We start from the raw sequence: 20,862 nt of genomic DNA on the forward strand, positions 1-20,862 counted from the left end.
TTTTGCGCCTGGATCATTTGGTGTGAAGGGTTACTGCCTGGCCCAGCGATCCAGATTGGCGGCGATATGTGCCAGCCGCTCCAGAGGATCCTGGCTGGCCAGCAACTCGACCCTCGCCGCATCCTCCAGCGGCAACAGTTGCGCCAGCTGCCAGGACAGTGCCTCAGCAGATTCCACCGGGGCAAACTTTAGCGCCAGGGAAGCGGCATGCTGCTTCAGCTCGGTCAGCACCGCCAGCAAGCCGTCACAGCTTTCCGGCACCGGGTGCGACTCTTCATCCGGCAGCCACTCCACCTCCGCCATCAACAGGCCGTCGTCTTCGGGAAAGGACTCCAGAACCCGGAACCGGGACTCTCCCGCCACATCAATATGCAGCAGCCCTTCCTCACCCTGGCTCCAGTCCACAATCCGCACATAGAGCCCCAGCGGCCACACCTCCGCCGGACCCACCTCACGGCCGCTGCGAATCAGCGCAACACCAAAACCGGTATCCGCCTTCATGGATTCGGTTACCAGCCGCAGGTAGCGTTGCTCAAAGATACGCAGCGGCAGTGTCACGCCGGGAAACAGCGCCATATTGAGCGGAAACAGTGGGATCAACGACAAAATAAGCACCCTGTTGAGGTCCATGGACGCGACAAAGATACCATCGGTGCCGCTGAAGTAAGGATAATCTCCCGACAATTAAACAAAAAATCGCGCCAGCTGTTCTATGCTCAAAGCAATGCTCAAAGCGAAAGACATGCGGACTGCATCGAGAGGTATCACCATGCGCTGGCGTCAGGGTCGCAGAAGTTCGAATGTGGAAGATCGCCGTGGAGAGCCCTCCCCCGGTGGCGGTGGTGGTCTTGGAGGTCTTGGCAATTTGCTCGCCCTGGCCCCTTTGCTACTGCGCAGCAAGCGGGGCTGGTTAATCCTGCTGGCCCTCGGGGCGCTCTACTATTTCGGCGGCAACCTCTTCAGTGGTATGCAAAGCACCGAGTCCCCGAGCCTGGGTCCGGATTCACAGACCGCGCCCGGCACCCAGGGCGCCGATGACGAGGTCGCACAGTTTGTATCGGTTGTGCTGGCCGATACCGAAGACACCTGGGGGAAACTGTTCCAGCAGGCTGGAGGCCAGTATGTTGCGCCCAAGCTGGTACTTTATAACGATGCCGTGCGCTCTGCCTGCGGCCTCAGCTCCGCTGCCGTGGGGCCCTTCTATTGCCCCGGAGACGCCAAGGTCTACCTGGACCTGAACTTCCTGAACGAACTGAAAAAACTCGGCGCGCCGGGGGACTTCGCCTTCGCCTATGTGATCGCCCACGAGGTGGGGCACCATGTGCAGAATCAGATGGGCATATCGGCCAAAGTGCAGCAGGCGCGGATGCAGGCGGACAAAGTCACCGCGAACCGGCTGTCGGTAATGCTGGAATTACAGGCGGACTGCTACGCCGGTGTCTGGGCATTTTACGCCCACCGGGATCGCAACATGCTGGAACCCGGCGACATAGAGGAAGGCCTGCGCGCCGCCGCCGCAGTCGGTGACGACCACCTGCAAAGACGCTCCGGCCGCGCCGTCTCCCCCGACGCCTTCACCCACGGCAGCGCCGAACAGCGCGCCTACTGGTTCCGACAGGGCTTCACCACCGGCGACGTAAACAAGTGCAATACGTTTGCAGCACTATCGGGCCAATAATTGAGCCAGAAAGTTTTTAAAGAAATCCTGTGGCGCTGCCGCTAAGCTTGCCCACTCATCAGGAAATTTCATTTTTATAGATAAGGGAGAATCCCGTGCCTAGAGCAACAGCCCGCCACATTCTGGTAGAAACCGAAGCCCAATGCCTGGATCTGAAAAAGCAGATCGAAGATGGTGCCGACTTTGGCAAAATTGCCCAGCAGTTTTCCAAGTGCCCTTCCGGCCGCAGCGGCGGTGATCTGGGTGAATTCAGCCAGGGTCAGATGGTGCCGGAATTCGACAAGGTCGTATTCAACGATGAGTTGAACAAGGTGCACGGCCCGGTGAAAACCCAGTTTGGTTATCACCTGTTAGAAGTCACCAGCCGTAAGGACTAATCGCAGAGCTTCTGGGATCTATTTGAAGCGCCAATCTCAGAAGTGAAGGTATCGATGTCGGGTGTGCTCTTGTGCGACCGTCTGCGGCCAGGACGGCCGCAGCCGAGCCCCCATGGATGGGTATACGGCGTGTCGCACAAGAGCACACCCGGCAGCGATACCGCCACCACTTAAGCTTTAAATTACTCAGCGCTGGTCTCAGCCTGCCACTCAAACAGGTTCATTTCGATAAAGAAGAAGGCCACCAGCCACAGGAACGCATCCCAGAAATCCAGGAAGCTGCCATTAATACCCCAGTAAATGGCGCACAGCAGCAAGGTGAAATACAACAGCCCCTTGATCACCTGGGAATAACGCATAATGGAATCGGACAACTGGTGACGCAGCTGCAGCCAGACATCAAAGGCCAGAATCGCCACCACCAGCAGCCAGGCGCCGGCATTGATCACATCCACCCACGCCAGCCACTGAATCTCACGCCACACCGCCGCATCACCCACAATCTGCGCATCCGCCAGACGCAAAAGATGGGCATCCGCCAGCGAACCGCAATTGGCCGCGGTCAGCGCCACATAATCATCCTGCTCCAACACCATCGACCAGCCACCGCTCGCCACCAGATCGCAGGCGCTTTCCGTCACCGGCAGCAGATGGGTCAGGGACACCATCTCCGACACATAGCCGTAGAAGGAGTAGACGATAAACACATAACAGAAAACGGAAATACCGTTCAGCAGCCACTTGGTAGATCCCTTGAGCTTTTCATCGGACAACACCCAGGTTTCCAGCTCAAACACCAACAGCAGCAGCACCCAGGCCAGGGTATCGATGGAGTCATTGTAGGCTTCGATGATTTTTCCGATGCTGACACCATCGGCGAATACCGTGCCCGCCGCCGCATGATTTTCCAGGAAGAAGGCGTAGACGTTATAAGTCAGCAGGAAGTAAACGGTGTACTTGAAGAGACGAAAAAGCGTGTAACGATTAACGGGAATCCCGGCCAAAGAGACCACCTCAGACATTGGCGACGCACCTCTGATAGCGTGTTTATTATTTTTCCCGACTCTCCGCAGCGAGAGTGGTTATGCGAATCGTGATGAGAAACGCAAATATCGAATAATTGTTCGGTTTTTGCAACTACTGACGGGCATTTTTTCGCCAAAAGCTGACAAGCGCGGCATTTCCGGTCACCTTGCCACTGCGGCGCAACGGCGAGCCTGCCCCGGTCAGCCGGCGCCCCAATCCCGCGGCGCAGCGTTCTCAGTAACCGCACCCTCGCCCCGGCGCGCATCGACACCACCGCTGAACTTGCTGCCAGAAGGCACAGGTTCCTTGGCCCGCGCAGAGTCCGCTGTTTTCGGCGCAATCGGCTGCGGATGTGTTATCTCGAGCTCGCTGCGCGCCTTTGAGGTAGCGACCGCGTTCTGCCCCTCGCGCCCGGCAGCGCCATCATCGAACAGTTTGTCAAAGCGCACCTTCGGGTCCGACCATTCACCGTTGATCCGATAGCTGACACTCGCCACCCGATCCACCTGTTTTTTGAACACTTTACTGATCAGATAGACCCCGGCCGCCGCCGGCAGGCCACCGGCCAGTGCCGCCACAAACGCCAGGTTGTTGCCCACAGGCAATGTGGCCACCAGTGTCAGGTTCAGGTCTTCGCGCTGCAGATTGACCCGCCCGGCCATCTGCAATTCGCTGGTGGGCCCCTCAACCTGAATGGGTACTGCAATCAACAGCTCACCATCACCCTCAAAGTACACTTCACCGTGCACCCGGTCGAAGGTCAGACCGCTCTGTACCAGGTCGGAAAAATCTAACCGCAGGCGCCGCGCCCAGGTGTCGAAATTGAACAGTGAGAGCAGCCGCAAGAGTGATGTACCCGCGTTATCTTCGGCGCGCAGGAAGCTGCCGTTGCGGATATCAATACCGATCTCCCCCGACAGGCCATTGGCGTTGACCATTGCCGGCGACCCATCCCAGCGCAGAGCGGTGTCAAATATGGCGCTGCGGCTTTGCATCGCCGCCTCCTGGCCCCAGGCTTCCAGTACCTGCCCCAGGTCTTCACCACGCAGGCGACCGATAAACTGGGACGACTCCCGCCCCTGCGCATCGCGCATCCACATCAGCTGCGCACCGAGACGATTCTCTCCTTCGCCACGCCCCTCGATCTGAATACCGCGCATGGCGCCGCGAATCTCGCTGATCACCAGACGCTCCGCCGAAGGTCGCAGCTGAAAGGACCAGGGGCCCATGGACTCATCCCCCAGCCACAGGCCCTCAGTGCTGAAATCCACCGGTGGCAGACTGGCGAAATCGAAGCCCGACCAACGATCTACAGCGGGCGTTTGCGCGGCGGCATCGGCGGTTTCACCAGAGGTTTCTGCGACTGCGGCATCGCCTTCGCTTCCCTTGCGGAGGGCCGGCAGGCGCAAGTGATCCAGTGACAGTTTCAGTGGTGTGGTGGAGTTGAGCGCGCCGGCGAGTTCACCGGCGGCGGTTTCGCTATCAAACGCCAACTGCCAGTCCCCACCCAGCCCGCGACCGCGCACATGGATATTTTCAATACGGGTGGACTCGGAAACCTGCAGCAGGTCGGTACTCAGGTCCAGGGAAATCGGCAGGACGGGCTCGCCACCCTCCTCCGGCTGCTGGGACAGACCAGCCCCCTCAGCGTCAGGCGTCTGATCGGCCGCAACCTTCTGAGCAGCGGCGGCGGATTGGGGGTTTTTCGCATCGGTGTAGATCGCCAGCGCCTGCTTCCACGGCTGCAATTCCACCCGCGGCAGGTCGCCGATAATGGATATTCCGGGTGACTCCGGCAGTTTCGCTTCGGCGTTGAGCGCAATGGCCGCGCGCTCCAATTGCCCATCTACCTGCCAGATTTGCCCCTGCAAATGCTCACCATAACTGAGGTGGTAGAGATTGCCCTGCTCGCCAATCGGCACCCGCATCACAAAGCGGGACTTGTCACCGGCGGGCTTTTTCAGGGGCTCTGGCAGGTTGACCGCCACCTGTTCCAGGTCTGAGGACAGCTCCAGCACCGCCGCGTAGGGTTTCTCTTTGGCTTGAGCGGGAATGGTAATACGGGCGGTATAGTCCAGCGCGCCATCCAGCCACTGCAATTCCGGTCGCTGGCTCCACTCGCCAATACTCGCGGTTTCCGCCTTACCGTGTATCACCACCTGGGTATCACGCTCCTCCCCTGCCCCCAGGTGCTGAATGGTTGCGCGCAGCGGCTGCCCCCACAATTGCCCGCGGAAGTTCGAACCTTTGAGACCGTCGATACTGTGATAGCGCACATTGCCATTCAGCTGGTCTATGTCCAGCCGCAGATTCTGCAGTGACAGCCTCGCGCCGGAGAGCGCCAGATCCACCTGCTGGCTGGGTTCAAAACGCGCGCCACCCAAGGGCTGCGTGATATGAAGGCTGCCTTGCATGTTCCCGTCCAGCGCCCAGTGATCAAAGGCGCTACCCAGCTTGTCGCGCAGTGGCGAATCCCGCAGCAGCTTCAGTCCATCCGCAGCCGGCCCCGCCAGCTGTGCACGCACATCGAGCCTTGAGCCTTCCGCCTCCGGGGAAACCCGCACCGCTACATTGGCCCCATCCACATGCCACAGGCGTGCTTTGGGCGCCACCACCAAAACATTCCGGTCATTGATCCCCAGATGCCCCTGAACATTTTCCGCGGCGGGCCAGCCGGCGGCATATTTAAGGCTGCTATTGGCGATATCCGCCTGTAGCTGAACCGTCTGGCGATTGTCGTGCTGTCCCAGCGCCAGCAAGTCCTTGTCGTCACCATCTTTGTAGCTGTAACCCCGGTAGACAAACCCGGCACTGGGAATCTGTCCGTCGTTGTTGCGGCCAACGCTCTCATTCAGCCACTTGCGCAGATCACTGCTCACCACCGTGGGCACCAGATTGCGCTGGTCCGTTACCGTCACATTGCGCAAGCCCAGGGCGAGAGTGAAGTCTGCCGCGCGGGAGTGTGGCACCAGCGGGATCTGCAGCAGGAACTGGCCACGAAAGGCTCCGCCCGAAGGAGAAGAGGCTCCGCCAGAGAGAGACGAGCCGCCGCCAGCGGCCGCTACGGCGTTCGCAGCCTTGCCCGAAGCCGCATCCAGCATCAGAGGTCCGGAATACACAGACACCGTGTTGTGATCGCGATCGATATCCCAGGCAACGGTGCCCCGGGCCGCCGCGAAGGCAAAGGGAGCGTCATAGAGTAAGGGGAAGTGGGCGCTGAAGCCGTCGTGACTGTCCAGCTCTACCCAGCCACCCTGGCCATTGAGAGAAAGGAAGCCGTTAACGCCGGAAACTGCTGGCGCACCGCGGTGGGCACCGGCACTGACCTGATGCAGGTTGGCCGCCACCGAGACCTCACCATCGATGCGTGAAAGACGCACGTTCTGCAAGTCGCCGCTGGGCTCCAGCGCCCGCAGCCACTCGTCGGCCTTTTCGGGAATGAGCTCCAGCACCCGCAGTACCCGGTGCCAGGCTTGCAGTTCGATTTGATCCACCGCCAGCTGCAGATTACCTGACTGGTCGCCACTGGCCTGTAAATTGATGTCAGGCACTTCCAGCTGCTGCCAATTGAGCCCCAGCTGCTGCAATACCAGTTCCCACGACTGACCCGGCCGCCAGCGCCCGGAGAGATTACTGGACAGCGCGTTCAGGGTTTCCAGGGCACCCGCGGATCCCGGCGCCGATTCCTGCGCAGATTCCGATCCCGGTACCGTGTCAGGGGCCGCTACCTGGGCGAGACTCAGATCCCCGCGCAGACTGTAGCCCGACTTGGCATCCGAGTTGAGCCACAGTCGCCCCCCGGCCAGCTTGCGGCCCGGCCAGTAAAATTTCTCGGGCAGTGGGGATAACTGGTACAGAAGGTTGACCAGATCGGCGTCGACCAGCAACTCGTTCAGCTGCACATAACCGCGCAGGGAAAAATCCTCGGCGCGGCGCGGATTGCCGCGCCCTTCCAGCACCAGACGCAGGCTCTCTTCACCAGTGTGCAGGCTTTCCATGGCACCGCTCACGAATGCCTTCGCCACCAGGCGGTGAAAGCTGCCGCTGTTTTCCAATAAGATTTCCGGCAGATCCAGGTTCGCAGACTGGCCATCGGTCAGGGTCAGGCCGATGTGGGCATCCCGCACCAGAACTTTCGGGCCCAGCTGAAATATCCGCGCGGGATCCCCAAGGCGTGTCGCCGCGGCCGAACTCGGCTCCCCTTCCGGCCTGGCCGTCAGCGGGAATCCATGCACTTGCCAACCACCTTCGGCGCGCTGCTCGAGATGTGCGGAAAAGCCATCCACCTCTAGGTTTTTCCAGATCAGCTCGCGGTTCCAGAGACTCGCCAGCAGATCCAGGTGAAACAGGCCCCGCTGCAATTTGACCTGACTCTCGGCACCGATGTTGAGCCCATCGATCTGCAGCGCCACTTCCAGCGCCTGCCAACGCAGGGAGATATGCTCGAGGGAAACCGGAGCGCCCAGGCGTGCGGACAGCCAGTGGCCAATTTCAGGGCTGTATTTGCCGACTTGGGGCGACAAAATGCGCCCGGTCTGCACCAGGATCGCGAGGGAGATCACGATCGCGACCACCAGCAACCAGAACTTGCGGGCAAACCAGCGCAGCCACAGCATCAGGAGCATCCCCCCAAGGCCTGCGGTAAGCGCGCGGCGGTGCCGGTTGGTAGCAAGTCACACCAGTACAATGTCGTACTGCTCCTGGTTGTAAATGGGCTCCACCTGAAACTGGATGGGGCGGCGGATAAATTCTTCCAGGTCCGCCACATTGGCAGACTCTTCGTCCAACAGCAGGTCAATCACCACCTGGCTGGCCAGTACCATAATCTTGTCACTGTCGTAGGCGCGGGCCTCGCGAATGATCTCGCGGAAAATCTCGTAACACACGGTTTCTGCGGTTTTCAGGGTGCCGCGACCCGCGCACACGGAACAGGGCTCACAGAGTATCTGACCGAGGGATTCACGAGTGCGCTTGCGGGTCATTTCCACCAGGCCCAGCTCGGATACTCCGGTGATACTGTTTTTCGCGTGGTCCCGCTCCAGGGATTTCTCCAGGGTGCGCAACACCTGGCGCTGATGCTCCGGGTCCTGCATATCGATAAAGTCGATAATGATGATGCCACCCAGATTGCGCAGGCGCAGTTGGCGGGCGATGGCAGTGGCCGCTTCCAGGTTGGTCTTGAAGATGGTCTCTTCCAGATTGCGGTGTCCCACAAATGCACCGGTGTTCACATCGATGGTGCTCATGGCCTCGGTCTGCTCAACGATCAGGTAACCGCCGGACTTGAGGGTGACTTTGTTCTGCAGGGCCTTGCGGATTTCCTCTTCCACCCCGTAGAGGTCGAACAGCGGCCGTTCGCCGGGGTAGTGTTCGATACGCGGGGCAATTTCCGGGGCGTACTTACTGGAGAACTTGGCCGCGCGGGCGTGGGCCTCGCGGGAGTCGATGCGGATTTTTTCCGTGTGGGGCCGCGCCAGGTCGCGCAGGGCGCGCATAAACAGCGGCAGGTCTTCATAAATGATGGCGGGTTCTTTTTCGGCCTTGACCCGCTGCTCCAGCTCTTTCCAGAGTTTGTACAGGAAGGGAATATCCCGCAGCAGCTCTTCTTCGCTTACCCCTTCCGCCACAGTGCGCAGGATAAAGCCACCGTCGCCGCTGTGGCCCTCTTCTTCCAGTTTGGCGGATGCCAGATCCACCAGCGCGCGCAGTCGCTCGCGCTCGCCTTCATCCTCGATGCGGTTGGAAATACCGATGTGCCGGGTCTGCGGCATATACACGAGATAGCGAGCCGACACCGACAGGTGCGTGGTCAGCCGCGCGCCCTTGCTGGAAATCGGGTCTTTCACCACCTGCACCACCAGGGACTGGCCCTCACGCACCAGGGCGCGAATATCCGCCACTTCGCCCTCGCGGGACTCCATGCCGTCTTTGTCCAATGGGGCAATATCCGAGGCGTGGATAAATCCGGCGCGCTCCAGGCCGATATCCACAAACGCCGCCTGCATCCCCGGCAGCACGCGCACCACTTTGCCCTTGTATATATTGCCGACGATACCGCGGCGGGCGGTGCGCTCCAGATAGACTTCCTGCAGTACGCCGTTTTCCACCAGCGCCACGCGGGTTTCCATCGGCGCCACATTGATGAGTAATTCTTCGCTCATGGGGCCGTAACTCCTAAATCATCCCTGCGTCTGACCGCTTGTCAAACTGCCAGAACTCGATACCCGCCTGCTCCAGAAATCCGGCCAGCGCCTCCAGGGGCAAGCCGACCACATTGCTGTAACTGCCGGAGATGGACTCCACCAACAGCGCGCCCATGCCCTGAATCCCATAGCCGCCGGCTTTATCGGCGGGCTCGCCGGTATTCCAGTAGCCCTCGATCAGGCGCCGGTCCAGCGCGCGGAACCGCACTCGGGTTTCCACCACTTTGCGGTAGCTGGCCTCGGCACCGGAGAGGCAGATTGCGGTGAGCACCGAGTGTTCAGTTCCAGACATCAGGCGCATCATGCGGGCAAAATCGGTGAAATCCCGGGGTTTTTCCAGTATCTCGCCACCAGCAACACCCAGGGTATCCGCCCCCAGGGACCAAAGGTTACTGTTGCGGTCACCCTCGATACCGGCCAGCGCCAGGCCCGCGCGCGACTTCTCCTCTGCCAGTCGCAGAACATAATCTCTTGGGCTTTCCCCGGGCGACCGAGTTTCCACAATATCCGTCGCTGCGGTGGAAAAAGGCACCCCAATCTGCATCAACAACGCCGCCCGCCGCGGTGACGCGGAGGCCAGAATAAGGCGTTGTGGCCGCGCATCGGATGGCGGCACTCGGGGTTCAAAGTCTGGCACGGACACTACTTATGGTTATTAATGGTCTGAATGTTCTGCAAACGGCCGACACGGAATCGGCATTGGGCCAGATTATAGCGGTAGCGCTCGAAAATTAACCGCACTGACCGCTGGTCTTTACAGTTTTTTGCCCTGTGATTCGGGCCCAGGCAGGCGCATTCTAGTCGCACTGCATTAATGGCAGGTTAATCCCGGTGGCGCCCGGCGCCAATGCAGGAGCTGGGAATTGCTAACGTACCTGCAGGCGCGATGTCATCAAATGCAACCAGGGGGTTACCAACGGCCACAGCAACGCGGTGGTCAGCGCCGGCCACAAAAAGGTGAGGCCCGGTACCGTCTTGCCCGCGAGGCTATGCACCCAGTTGCCCAACAATTGATTGATTCCCACCAGCACAAACACCCACATCAGCTGCTGGGCGGGGTTGAATGCGCGGGTGCGTCTATAGGTCAGCAGGCTGAAGTAAGCCAGTACCCCCAGCGCCAGGGCATGGGCCCCGAGCGTGGACCCGGTCACCAGATCCTCTACCAGACCCACCATCCAGGCAAAGCCCACCCCCAGCTCCTGAGGCATACGGGTCGTCCAGAAAATCACCAGCAACGCACAGAACGCCGGGCGAAACCACAACCAGTTGGTCGGCAAAGGCATGACCGCCAACAGCAGGGCAACGAAAATTGTGAGCAGGATAAACCAGCGATTGTGGGCATCCATGGTCTTCAGTCCTGACTGTCGATGACCGCCAGCACAAAGCGACTGCGGTTCATCAGCCCCCGCGGCTGCACATCCACATCTGCGAAGGCGCGACCGGGATCCCGCTTCACCGAGATAACCTCGCCCACCGGGTAACCGGCGGGGAAGCGCCCGCCGAGGCCGGAGCTGAGCAGCAGGTCACCCTCGCGGATATCGCTGGTATTCGCCAGATGGCGGAGCTTGAGGCGGTAAAGATCACCGGTACCTTCGGCCACGGCGCGCACGCTGTTGCGCAGTACCTGTACTGGCAGCGCATGGTTGGCGTCGGTGATCAACAGCACCCGGCTAGAGAAATCGCCGGCTTCGATCACCTGGCCCAGCAAGCCGCTGGCATCCATGATGGCTGCGCCCTGGCGGATGCCATCGCTGCGGCCTTTGTCGATGATCAACACATGCTCGAGGGGATCGGGGGAAACGCCGATGACCTGGGCCACCAGCACCCGCTGGTCGACACTCTCGGCCGAGTTCATCAGCTCTTTCAGCTGGGTATTTTCCGCACGTACCGCCGCCAGCAGCTGGGTCTGCTGCTCCAGCAGCATGACCTGGTGCTTGAGGCGGCCGTTTTCCTCTTCCAACTCTTCCCGGGTACGCAGCGTTTCCTCCGCCCAGTCCCCGACTCGGGAGGGCGTACCGGTGATCCAGTAGAAAGGCGCGGCGAGACTGGAAAGGCGCTCGCGCACCGGATCCAGCCAATCGGTGTAGAGATTGATAACGATCAGCGCAGCCGCCACCAGTCCCAGCACGATGATGCGGGATTCCGGAGACGGGCCTCGGGTAAATAGCGGCTTAATGGGCAGCTCCCCATTAACAGGTCAAAGACGGTGTTTTATTGTTCGTGCACGCAAGTCCCTGCGTGTATAGATTCGGCGGCACCCGGTCCTGTGCCGCCGCTTTGCGCTCGATATCAGTTGGAAACCAGATACAGGCGGCTCTTGTCCATCATATCCAGCGCCTGGCCACCGCCGCGGGCAACACAGGTCAGCGGGTCGTCGGCAACGATCACCGGCAGGCCGGACTCTTCCATCAGCAGGCGATCCAGGTCCCGCAGCAACGCACCACCACCGGTCAGCACCATACCGCGCTCGGCGATATCGGAAGCCAGCTCGGGGGGAGATTGCTCCAGCGCACTTTTCACCGCCTGCACGATGCCGGACAGCGGCTCCTGCAGCGCTTCCAGAATCTCATCACTGTTCAGGGTGAAGCTGCGCGGCACCCCTTCCGCCAGGTTGCGACCGCGCACGTCGATTTCGCGCACTTCACTGCCGGCATAGGCACAGCCGATCTCTTCCTTGATCCGCTCGGCGGTGGCATCACCAATGACGCTGCCGTAGTTGCGGCGTACATAATTGACGATGGCCTCATCAAAGCGGTCACCGCCAATACGCACGGAGTCGGAATAGACCACACCGTTCAGGGAGATGATGGCGATCTCGGTGGTACCACCGCCGATGTCCACCACCATGGAACCGCTGGCTTCTTCTACCTTGATACCCGCGCCGATGGCCGCAGCCATGGGCTCTTCGATCAGCCACACCTCACGGGCACCGGCACCGAGGGCAGACTCGCGGATTGCGCGGCGCTCCACTTCGGTGGACTGGCAGGGCACACACACCAGCACGCGAGGGCTGGGGCGCATCCAGCTGTTTTCATGCACTTTCTTGATGAAGTGCTGCAGCATTTTTTCGGTCACCTGGAAGTCGGCAATAACCCCGTCTTTCATCGGGCGGATGGCGGTGATGTTACCCGGGGTACGGCCCAGCATACGCTTGGCTTCTACACCGACCGCTTCCACGATTTTGGTGCCGTTATAGTGGCGAATGGCTACAACAGAGGGTTCGTCGAGGACTACGCCGCGATCGCGCACGTAGATCAGCGTGTTGGCAGTACCCAGGTCGATAGAGAGATCACTGGAGAACATGCCCCGCAAACGTTTAAACATGGAATTCGGTTACCTTAATCTTGAAGTACAACACCTGAAGTGGAATCGGGTTCAGGTGCCGCATAGCGCTGACCGGGCCCCCTGCCAGCGCCCCCGGTTGAGGGAAGCGTTACAGGGTAATTAGTCCGCGCAAATAATTCTGTGTTCCGGACAGCGTTTTTGTCCGATCTTCGTCAAATAAGCCAGATGTCTCAGAGCTCTGGCCAGAATCGGCAAACTCTAACAACGGCGGGGGTTGAGGGCAAGGCTGAATAATAAGCATAAAGAGATTCCCCCATAGTTATGGTAAATTTGCGCTCCTTCTTTTTCCCTGCCGGCCCCAGATTTCGGGCCTGGCCACAATTTAGCCAATGAGAAGCTGGAGTCTCTACCCCATGGCCGTGGACGCGCAAACCGTAGAAAAACTGGCCGAGCTGGCCCGCATCGCCATCTCCGAAGAAACCATAGACGAAGTCAGCAGCCGCCTGGGCGACGTGCTGCAGCTGGTGGACCAGCTCCAGGCCGTCAATACCGATGGCGTCGAGCCCATGGCCCACCCCCTGGACGAAGTCCAGGTACTGCGCAGGGACCAGGTCACCGAGCCCAATCGTCGCGAAGAATTCATCGCCCTCGCCCCCCAGTCCGAGGCAGGTCTCTATCTGGTGCCCAAGGTCATCGACTGATCAGGTCCCCGACCAACCGGCCACCCGCAAGCGAATACAGAATAGACAAGAAACCGGATTTCCCATGCATCAGTTGACCATCGCCGAGATCATCCGCGGTCTGCGCGACAAGCAATTCTCCAGTGTCGAGATTACCAGTCACCTGCTGGAACGCATCCAGCAGCTGGACGGCCACTACAACAGTTTTATTACCGTCACCGGTGAGCAGGCCCTGCGCGATGCCGCCGCTGCCGATGCCCGCCTGGCCCAGGGTGACGCCCCGGCCCTGTGCGGTGTGCCCATCGCCCACAAAGACATCTTCTGCACCAGTGGCGTACGCACCAGTTGCGGCTCCAAGATGCTCGACAACTTCGTGCCCCCCTACGACGCCACTGTTGTGGATAACTTCCAGCAGGCCGGCGCGGTGAGCCTGGGCAAAACCAATATGGACGAGTTCGCCATGGGCTCTTCCAACGAATCCAGTTTTTACGGCGCGGTCAAGAACCCCTGGGATCTGGAGCGGGTGCCGGGCGGCTCGTCCGGCGGTTCCGCGGCCGCGGTTGCCGCGCAGCTGGTGCCGGGCACTACCGCCACGGATACCGGCGGTTCTATCCGCCAGCCGGCCGCGCTCACCGGCACTACCGGTCTAAAGCCCACCTACGGCCGGGTGTCCCGCTGGGGTATGATTGCCTTTGCCTCCAGTCTCGACCAGGGCGGCCCTATTGCCCGCACCGCGGAAGACGTGGCACTGATGCTGTCAGTCATGGCCAGTGCAGACAAAAAAGACTCCACTTGTCTCGACCGCCCGCAGCAGGATTACACCGCCAACCTGAACGACACCATTGCCGGCCTCAAGATCGGCGTGCCCAAAGAGTATTTCGGTGAAGGTCTCGATAGCGAAGTCGGCGTACGGGTGCAGGAAGCGCTGAAAGAATACGAAAAGCTCGGTGCCCAGCTGGTAGAGATCAGCCTGCCCCACACGCATCTGGCTGTGCCCGCTTATTACGTCATCGCACCGGCGGAGGCTTCCGCCAACCTGTCGCGCTTTGACGGTGTGCGCTACGGCTACCGCTGTGAGAACCCCGCAGACCTGCGCGACCTGTATATGCGCTCCCGCGGCGAGGGATTCGGCGAGGAAGTAAAACGCCGGATTCTGGTGGGCAGTTATGCCCTGTCCGCCGGTTACTACGACGCCTACTACAACAAGGCCCAGCAGGTGCGCCGCCTGATCAAGCAAGATTTCGTCGACGCCTTCAGCAAGGTAGACGTGATCATGGGCCCCACCGCGCCCAACCCCGCCTTCAAGCTGGGCGAAAAAAATGCCGATCCGGTGGCCATGTACCTGGAAGATATCTACACCATTGCCACCAACCTGGCAGGCCTGCCCGGCATGTCCCTGCCCTGCGGTTTTGCCCACGGTCTGCCCGTCGGCCTGCAGATCACCGGCAACTACCTGGATGAAGCGCGCATGCTGAATGTGGCGCACCAGTTCCAGCAGAACAGCGACTGGCATCAAAAAACAGCCCCGGCAGCGGAATTGCGGAAATAAGGAGACACGACGTGGAATGGGAAGTAGTCATCGGGCTGGAAGTACACGTACAGCTCTCCACCCAATCAAAGATTTTCTCCGGCGCCAGTACCGCATTCGGTGCCGAGCCGAACACCCAGGCCTGCGCGATTGACCTCGCCATGCCCGGCACCCTGCCGGTACCCAATGAAGAGGCGTTCCGCTACGCGGTGATGTTTGGTCTCGCCATGAACGCCGAAATCGGCAAACGCTCGGTATTCGAGCGCAAGAATTATTTCTACCCGGATCTGCCCAAGGGCTACCAGACCACCCAACTGGAAAAACCCATTGTGGGCGCTGGCGAAATCGAAATTCACCTGGAAGATGGCAGCAGCAAGATCGTGCGTTTGCACCACGCACATCTTGAGGAAGACGCTGGAAAATCCTTGCATGAAGATTTCCACGGTATGTCCGGCATCGACCTCAACCGCGCCGGTACTCCGCTGATTGAAATCGTCTCCGAGCCGGATATGCGCAGCGCCGCCGAAGCTGTGGCCTACCTGAAAAAGATCCACAGTATCGTCACCTATCTGGGTATTTCTGACGGCGACATGTCCCAGGGCTCCCTGCGCTGCGATGCCAACGTATCCGTGCGCTTGAAAGGCGAGGAAAAGCTCGGCACCCGTGCCGAAATCAAGAACATCAACTCCTTCCGCTTTATCGAGAAGGCGATCAAGGTCGAGGCCCAGCGCCAGATCGACCTGATCGAAGACGGTGGCAAAGTGGTGCAGGAAACCCGCTTGTACGACTCCGACAAAAACGAAACCCGCTCCATGCGCAGCAAGGAAGTGGCCAACGATTACCGCTACTTCCCCTGCCCGGACCTGTTACCGGTGGTACTCTCCGATGAATACATCGAACAGGTGCGCAGTGAGCTTCCCGAACTGCCGGATGCCAAGTGCGCGCGCTTTGAAAGCGAATACGGCCTCTCCGCTTACGATGCGGATCAGCTGACCCAGGAGCGTGCCACCGCGGATTATTTTGAACTGGTAGCAGCCAGGTCCGGGGAACCGAAACTGGCGGCCAACTGGGTGATGGGCGAGCTGGCGGCACTATTGAACCGGGAAGAAAAATCCATTGCGGATTCCCCGGTATCCGCGGAGCACCTGGCCGGCCTTATTGCCCGTATCAAGGACAACACCATCTCCTCCAAAATCGCCAAGCAGGTGTTCGAGGCAATGGCGAATGGTGACGGCGATGCGGATACGGTAATTGAAGCCAAGGGACTGAAACAGGTTTCCGACACTGGTGCCATCGAAAAGCTGGTGGACGATGTGATTGCCGCATCCGGTGCGCAGGTTGAGAACTACCGCAATGCCGATCCGGACAAGCGCCCGAAAATGATGGGCTTCTTCGTTGGCCAGATTATGAAGGCCTCCAAGGGACAGGCAAATCCGCAGATGATCAACCAGATCCTCAAGCAAAAGCTGGACGCCTTACTGTAACGGATATGAAAAACCTGCAAGTCCCGGAGTGGCCCGGGGCTTGCAGCACTGCAAGAGGTATCCATCCCGGGTTATTTTCGGGAACTTTCTAATTACATACCTAATAACACTGTCACAGCAGGAAGAGCCCTATGAAAACAATAAAACACCTGGCTACCGCGTTACTTCCGATCTACCTCTCTCTCGCGGCCACCGGCCTCCGGGCACAGGGAGAATATGCAACCACCTCGCAAATTCGCGCGGCCCTCGAGCAAGGCTCCACAAGCTCGGAGTTACTGGTCAATCGCTATCGCCAACAGGTTCAGCAACTGAATGCGCAGCTGCATGCCGTAATTGAGCTGAGCCCCTCTGCCATGAGCGAGGCCCAACGCCTCGACAAACTCCGCCGGGATGGCCAGATCCTCGGCCCCCTGCACGGTATTCCCGTTCTCCTCAAAGACAATATCGACACCAGCGACGGGCTGCCCAATACCGCGGGCTCAATACTGCTCAAAGACAATATCCCCAGTCACGATGCCTTTCTGGTGGAACAGCTGAAAAAGAATGGCGCGCTCATACTCGGCAAAGCCAACCTCAGTGAATGGGCCAACTTCCGCTCTACCAAGTCCTCCAGCGGCTGGAGTGGCACCGGCGGCCAGGCACGCAACCCCTACGACCTGAGTCGCTCCCCCTGCGGCTCCAGTTCCGGATCTGCGATTGCAGTCGCGGCAGGCATGGTGCCCCTGGCGGTCGGCACCGAGACAGACGGCTCTGTCACCTGCCCCGCGGCGGTGAATGGCATTGTCGGTATCAAGCCGACCCTTGGCCTGATCAGCCGCTCCGGGATCATCCCCATTTCTGCCCACCAGGATACCGCCGGGCCCATGGCCACCACGGTGACCGGCGCAGTACTGCTGCTCGATGCCATGACCGGTAAGGACGATCGCGACCCCGACAGCTTCGACAACGCCACCAAATTTGCCGACGCCCTGCAGCCTCAGGGCCTGCAGGGCATGCGTATCGGTGTAGTCAGAAATTTGATGGGCTACAGCCCGCAAACCGATGCCGCTTTCGAACTGGCACTGGCGGTCATGCGCGAACAGGGCGCTACGATTGTCGACAACGCCAATATCACTACCCTCCCGGAAATCCACGAGCTTGAATTTGAAATGCTCGCATGGGACTTCAAGGATGCACTGAAGGATTACCTGGCGACAGCGACAACAAAATACAAAGACCTGGATTCACTGATTGCCGCCAACAAGGAAAATGCTACAGCGGAATTACCTTACTTCGGCCAGGAAATTTTTGAGATGGCGCAGGCATCGGCAGGCCGCGAGGAAAAAGAGTTTGCCGCAAACGCGGCACAGCTGAAAAAGCTGGCCGGAGAGCAAGGCATCGACGCCACCATGGCGCAACACAAGGTCGATCTGCTGATCGCGCCGACTGTAAGTCCGGCATGGAAAATCGATCACATCAACGGCGATCACTTTACCGGCTCGGCCACCACGCCTGCTGCCGTTGCGGGTTACCCCCATATCACCGTCCCCATGGGGTTCGTGCGTCACCTGCCGGTGGGCATTTCATTTTTTGCCAGCGCCAACCAGGAAGACAGGCTAATCCGCGCCGCATACAATTACGAACAGTCCAGCCGCCAACGCCGGGAACCCCGCTTCCTGAGCGGTGATCCCGCGCTGGCCGTTTCCGGCCTCAAATGACAGAAGGAAGTAATAATGAGCCTGAAAAAAGACAAGCAGAAAGTTCTCGGTGAAGTGTTCGACGATGCGCGTATCGCCGGATTTCTGGAGGGGGATGCACCAGAGGGTTTCAACCGCGACTTTTACCTGCTGGAGCGCGCCTACCGCGGTATGAAAGCGGAGAATTTTGCGACCTTTGTGCGCCTGTTCAAGGAGCAGGGCCTGGACCTGAACAGCCAGAGCCCGGAAGGCCAGACATTGCTGGCGCGCATTGGCGAACACGCGCAAGGTGAAGACTACGCCGATATCCTGCGCGCAGCCGGGGCCGAGTAACACCATGACCTCCAACCCGGTACACGGCGTCAATGCACTGGTCCGGGGGGCGCAGCTGCTCACCCGGAAGGAGCTGCGCCCATTCATCATCATTCCGCTGCTGATCAACCTCGTGCTGTTTATCGCACTGGGCGCCATGATGATCAGCCAGTTCGACGATCTCGGCCGCTATATTGGCAGCCTGCTTTCCGATACCCCCGTCGACACCTCCAATATGTCCTGGTGGCGCGCGATACTGGCCAAAGGAGCGGACTGGGCAGCCAGTATGTTCCAGTGGCTGGCCTGGCTGATTGCGATTGCCGTGGTGCTGCTGTTCTTCATGGTGTATGGCTACCTGTTCGGCATCATCACCAACATCATCGCGGCCCCCTTTAACGGCCTTCTCGCCGAAAAGGTGGAAGAGCTGCTCACCGGACACCCTCCGCCCCCGGAAGCACTGCACAGCATGGTATTCCGCACCCTTGGGCGCGAGCTGCGCAAACTGATGTATTTCATCGGCTGGGGCATAGTGATCTTCATCATCGCCCTGCTCACCAGCTGGACCGTGTTCATTCCTGCAATACTCACCGCCCTCTGGGGCGCCTGGTGCATGGCCATCCAGTATGTGGATTATCCGCTGGACAACCACCAGCGCTCGTTTGGCGAACTGAAACGTGTGCTGATGCGCAAGAAGCTCACCACCCTCGGTTTCGGCGGCAGCGTAATGCTGGCGAAGATGGTGCCGGTACTGAATATCTTTGTGATGCCCGCAGCAGTGGCTGGCGGTACCGCACTTTGGGTCGAGAGAATCTGGGCCGATGGTGACCCCGGCAAAGGACCAAATGGAAAAGGGCCAAACGGGAAAGGGACAAATGAAAAAAGTATCCCGGTAGAAACACCACCGGCAACGGCAAAAAAGAAATGGCCCAAGGGCATTGAGGGCCCGGATCAATAAACCTTACAGACACAAAAAACGCGGGATTTCCCCGCGTTTTTTGTTTTAACCGTACGAACCGAATTTTGATCGTACGACTCAGTGCAATTTATCGACGGGGGCGACCACCGCCGCCACGGCGATTGCCGCCACCGCTGCGATTGCCACCGCGGCCACCGCGCTCATCCCGATCGGGATAATTGCGCTTCACATGCACTTTCGGCGGTTGCTCCAGCAATTCTTCCGGCGGAACCTCGCATTTCAGCTTGTTACCCAGCAATTGCTCGATGGGCTCCAGGCGCATGGCATCGTCTTCACAAGCAAAACTGATGGAAGTGCCGCTCTTGCCGGCGCGGCCAGTACGGCCAATCCGGTGCACGTAATCTTCCGGCTCTTCCGGCAGGGTGTAGTTCACCACGTGGCTGATGCCATCGATATGAATACCACGGCCCGCCACGTCAGTGGCAACCAGCACCTTGGATTTGCCGGTTTTGAAATCTTCCAGGGTGCGTACACGCTTGTTCTGGGCGACTTCGCCCGACAACAGGCCAGCATTGATCCCGTGGGCCATCAGGTTTTCGTGCAGCCGGCGACACTGGTCGCGGCGGTTGGCGAAGACAATCAGACTCTCCACATCGTCCTGACGCACGATGTTGTACAGCAGCGGGTATTTTTCCTCGCCCGACACCAGGTATACGTGCTGGGTAACCGTATCGGTCGCCACGCGCTCCGGCTCGATTTCCACAATGATGGGGTCGGTGGTCCACTGCTCTACCAGGTCGTCCACTTCCGGGGTGAAGGTGGCAGAGAAGAACATGGTCTGGCGGTGTGTCTTGCGCGGGGTCTGGCGCACGATGCGGCGCACCTGGGGGATAAAGCCCATATCCAGCATGCGGTCCGCTTCGTCGATCACCAGGATTTCCGTCTGGTCCAGGAAGCAATCGCGGTTGCTGACGAAATCCAGCAGGCGACCGGGGGTGGCGACGAGAATGTCCACCAGGCGCTCGTTCAGCGCCTTCTGCTGCTTTTGGTAATCCATACCGCCAACCAGCGTATGAATTTCCAGATCCGTGTGCTTACACAGGTTTTTGGCGTCGTCGGCAATCTGCATCACCAGCTCCCGCGTCGGCGCAATGATCAGGGCGCGGGCTTCACCGGCATAGCGCTCCCCGTCAAAGGGGTGCTTGAGCAGGTCGTCGATGACAGTGATCAGGAAGGCGGCGGTCTTGCCGGTGCCGGTCTGGGCTTTACCGACCAGGTCGTGACCGTTGAGGGTTTCCGGAAGAGACTTGCCCTGGATTGGCGAACAGTACTGGTATCCCAGATCAGAGATGGCGTGCATCAGCGGCAGGGGCAGATCCAGATCGTGGAAACGCACCTTGCCTTCCTGGGGCTCCACCTGAAACTCGTCCAGGCTCCAGGGCTTGGCCGGGGCAGGGGCCGGCTTACGAGAGCGGGTATTTTCACCGCTGCGGCGCTGGTTGCGCCGGCGACCGCCGCCAGACTTACCCTCTTCTCGGGACTCAGAAGACACTTCGCGATCAGGCTTGGAGCTGGTGGCCTTGGGTTCTGAGGGCGCTTGAGGCTTGTCGGACGAACGGCGGAAGAACTTACCTATCAACGGAATACTCGCTTAATGATCAAATATTCAGCGAGTATACCATCTATATGCATAGATA

At 59.7% G+C, this 20,862-nt stretch carries 17 protein-coding genes; 8 read left to right on the plus strand and 9 right to left on the minus strand.

The window, feature by feature from the left end:
• Window positions 1-30 precede the first annotated feature (30 nt).
• Window positions 31-684 (minus strand): LON peptidase substrate-binding domain-containing protein, encoded by a 654-nt coding sequence (locus tag M0G74_RS13625; protein WP_248218099.1) that lies wholly within the window; start codon window positions 682-684, stop codon window positions 31-33.
• An 85-nt stretch (window positions 685-769) separates the two neighbouring features.
• Between M0G74_RS13625 and M0G74_RS13630 the strand changes: the two genes are divergently transcribed.
• Window positions 770-1,678 carry a neutral zinc metallopeptidase gene (locus M0G74_RS13630; protein WP_248218103.1) on the plus strand — a complete coding sequence of 303 codons (909 nt, stop codon included), beginning with the start codon at window positions 770-772 and terminating at the stop codon, window positions 1,676-1,678.
• Window positions 1,679-1,773: 95 nt separating this feature from the next.
• Window positions 1,774-2,055 (plus strand): peptidylprolyl isomerase, encoded by a 282-nt coding sequence (locus tag M0G74_RS13635; RefSeq protein ID WP_160154303.1) that lies wholly within the window; start codon window positions 1,774-1,776, stop codon window positions 2,053-2,055.
• Between the two features lie 182 nt (window positions 2,056-2,237).
• On the opposite strand, the gene M0G74_RS13640 is transcribed toward M0G74_RS13635, so the two are convergent.
• The 7 genes from M0G74_RS13640 to M0G74_RS13670 all read right to left on the minus strand — a co-directional run bounded on the left by M0G74_RS13640 (window position 2,238) and on the right by M0G74_RS13670 (window position 12,608).
• Window positions 2,238-3,077 carry a hypothetical protein gene (locus tag M0G74_RS13640; protein WP_248218105.1) on the minus strand — a complete coding sequence of 280 codons (840 nt, stop codon included), beginning with the start codon at window positions 3,075-3,077 and terminating at the stop codon, window positions 2,238-2,240.
• A 204-nt stretch (window positions 3,078-3,281) separates the two neighbouring features.
• Complete coding sequence (locus tag M0G74_RS13645; RefSeq protein ID WP_248218107.1) at window positions 3,282-7,706, minus strand: AsmA-like C-terminal region-containing protein; 4,425 nt, start codon at window positions 7,704-7,706, stop codon at window positions 3,282-3,284.
• Between the two features lie 48 nt (window positions 7,707-7,754).
• On the minus strand, window positions 7,755-9,242 hold the full coding sequence (gene rng / locus M0G74_RS13650; RefSeq protein WP_160154305.1) for a ribonuclease G: 1,488 nt from the start codon (window positions 9,240-9,242) through the stop codon (window positions 7,755-7,757).
• A 13-nt stretch (window positions 9,243-9,255) separates the two neighbouring features.
• Window positions 9,256-9,921, minus strand: a complete 666-nt coding sequence (locus M0G74_RS13655) for a nucleoside triphosphate pyrophosphatase (protein WP_248218112.1) — start codon at window positions 9,919-9,921, stop codon at window positions 9,256-9,258.
• A 229-nt stretch (window positions 9,922-10,150) separates the two neighbouring features.
• Window positions 10,151-10,630, minus strand: a complete 480-nt coding sequence (gene mreD / locus M0G74_RS13660) for a rod shape-determining protein MreD (protein ID WP_248218114.1) — start codon at window positions 10,628-10,630, stop codon at window positions 10,151-10,153.
• Between the two features lie 5 nt (window positions 10,631-10,635).
• Window positions 10,636-11,466 carry a rod shape-determining protein MreC gene (mreC, locus tag M0G74_RS13665; RefSeq protein ID WP_282450215.1) on the minus strand — a complete coding sequence of 277 codons (831 nt, stop codon included), beginning with the start codon at window positions 11,464-11,466 and terminating at the stop codon, window positions 10,636-10,638.
• A gap of 107 nt (window positions 11,467-11,573) precedes the next feature.
• Entirely contained in the window at window positions 11,574-12,608 is a 1,035-nt protein-coding gene (locus M0G74_RS13670) for a rod shape-determining protein (RefSeq protein WP_160154307.1), read from the minus strand.
• Window positions 12,609-12,982: 374 nt separating this feature from the next.
• Here M0G74_RS13670 and gatC point away from each other — a divergent pair, with 374 nt between their 5' ends.
• The 6 genes from gatC (at window position 12,983) to cysZ (ending at window position 19,204) form a co-directional block, all read left to right on the plus strand.
• The gene (gene gatC / locus M0G74_RS13675; RefSeq protein WP_160155031.1) at window positions 12,983-13,270 is read left to right on the plus strand and encodes an Asp-tRNA(Asn)/Glu-tRNA(Gln) amidotransferase subunit GatC; all 288 of its coding nucleotides are present in this window, start codon (window positions 12,983-12,985) and stop codon (window positions 13,268-13,270) included.
• A 64-nt stretch (window positions 13,271-13,334) separates the two neighbouring features.
• Window positions 13,335-14,798 carry an Asp-tRNA(Asn)/Glu-tRNA(Gln) amidotransferase subunit GatA gene (gene gatA / locus M0G74_RS13680; protein ID WP_248218129.1) on the plus strand — a complete coding sequence of 488 codons (1,464 nt, stop codon included), beginning with the start codon at window positions 13,335-13,337 and terminating at the stop codon, window positions 14,796-14,798.
• A gap of 11 nt (window positions 14,799-14,809) precedes the next feature.
• Entirely contained in the window at window positions 14,810-16,261 is a 1,452-nt protein-coding gene (gene gatB / locus M0G74_RS13685; RefSeq protein ID WP_248218131.1) for an Asp-tRNA(Asn)/Glu-tRNA(Gln) amidotransferase subunit GatB, read from the plus strand.
• A 131-nt stretch (window positions 16,262-16,392) separates the two neighbouring features.
• Window positions 16,393-17,958, plus strand: coding sequence for an amidase (locus tag M0G74_RS13690; RefSeq protein WP_248218134.1), 1,566 nt, complete (start codon window positions 16,393-16,395; stop codon window positions 17,956-17,958).
• Window positions 17,959-17,973: 15 nt separating this feature from the next.
• Window positions 17,974-18,270 (plus strand): PA4642 family protein, encoded by a 297-nt coding sequence (locus M0G74_RS13695; protein WP_248218135.1) that lies wholly within the window; start codon window positions 17,974-17,976, stop codon window positions 18,268-18,270.
• Window positions 18,271-18,274: 4 nt separating this feature from the next.
• Window positions 18,275-19,204, plus strand: a complete 930-nt coding sequence (gene cysZ / locus M0G74_RS13700) for a sulfate transporter CysZ (RefSeq protein WP_248218140.1) — start codon at window positions 18,275-18,277, stop codon at window positions 19,202-19,204.
• An 88-nt stretch (window positions 19,205-19,292) separates the two neighbouring features.
• On the opposite strand, the gene rhlB is transcribed toward cysZ, so the two are convergent.
• On the minus strand, window positions 19,293-20,804 hold the full coding sequence (gene rhlB, locus M0G74_RS13705) for an ATP-dependent RNA helicase RhlB (RefSeq protein WP_248218147.1): 1,512 nt from the start codon (window positions 20,802-20,804) through the stop codon (window positions 19,293-19,295).
• Window positions 20,805-20,862 lie beyond the last annotated feature (58 nt).

Origin of the sequence: Microbulbifer sp. CAU 1566 (assembly GCF_023156515.1) — a bacterium.
Classification (GTDB): Bacteria; Pseudomonadota; Gammaproteobacteria; order Pseudomonadales; family Cellvibrionaceae; genus Microbulbifer.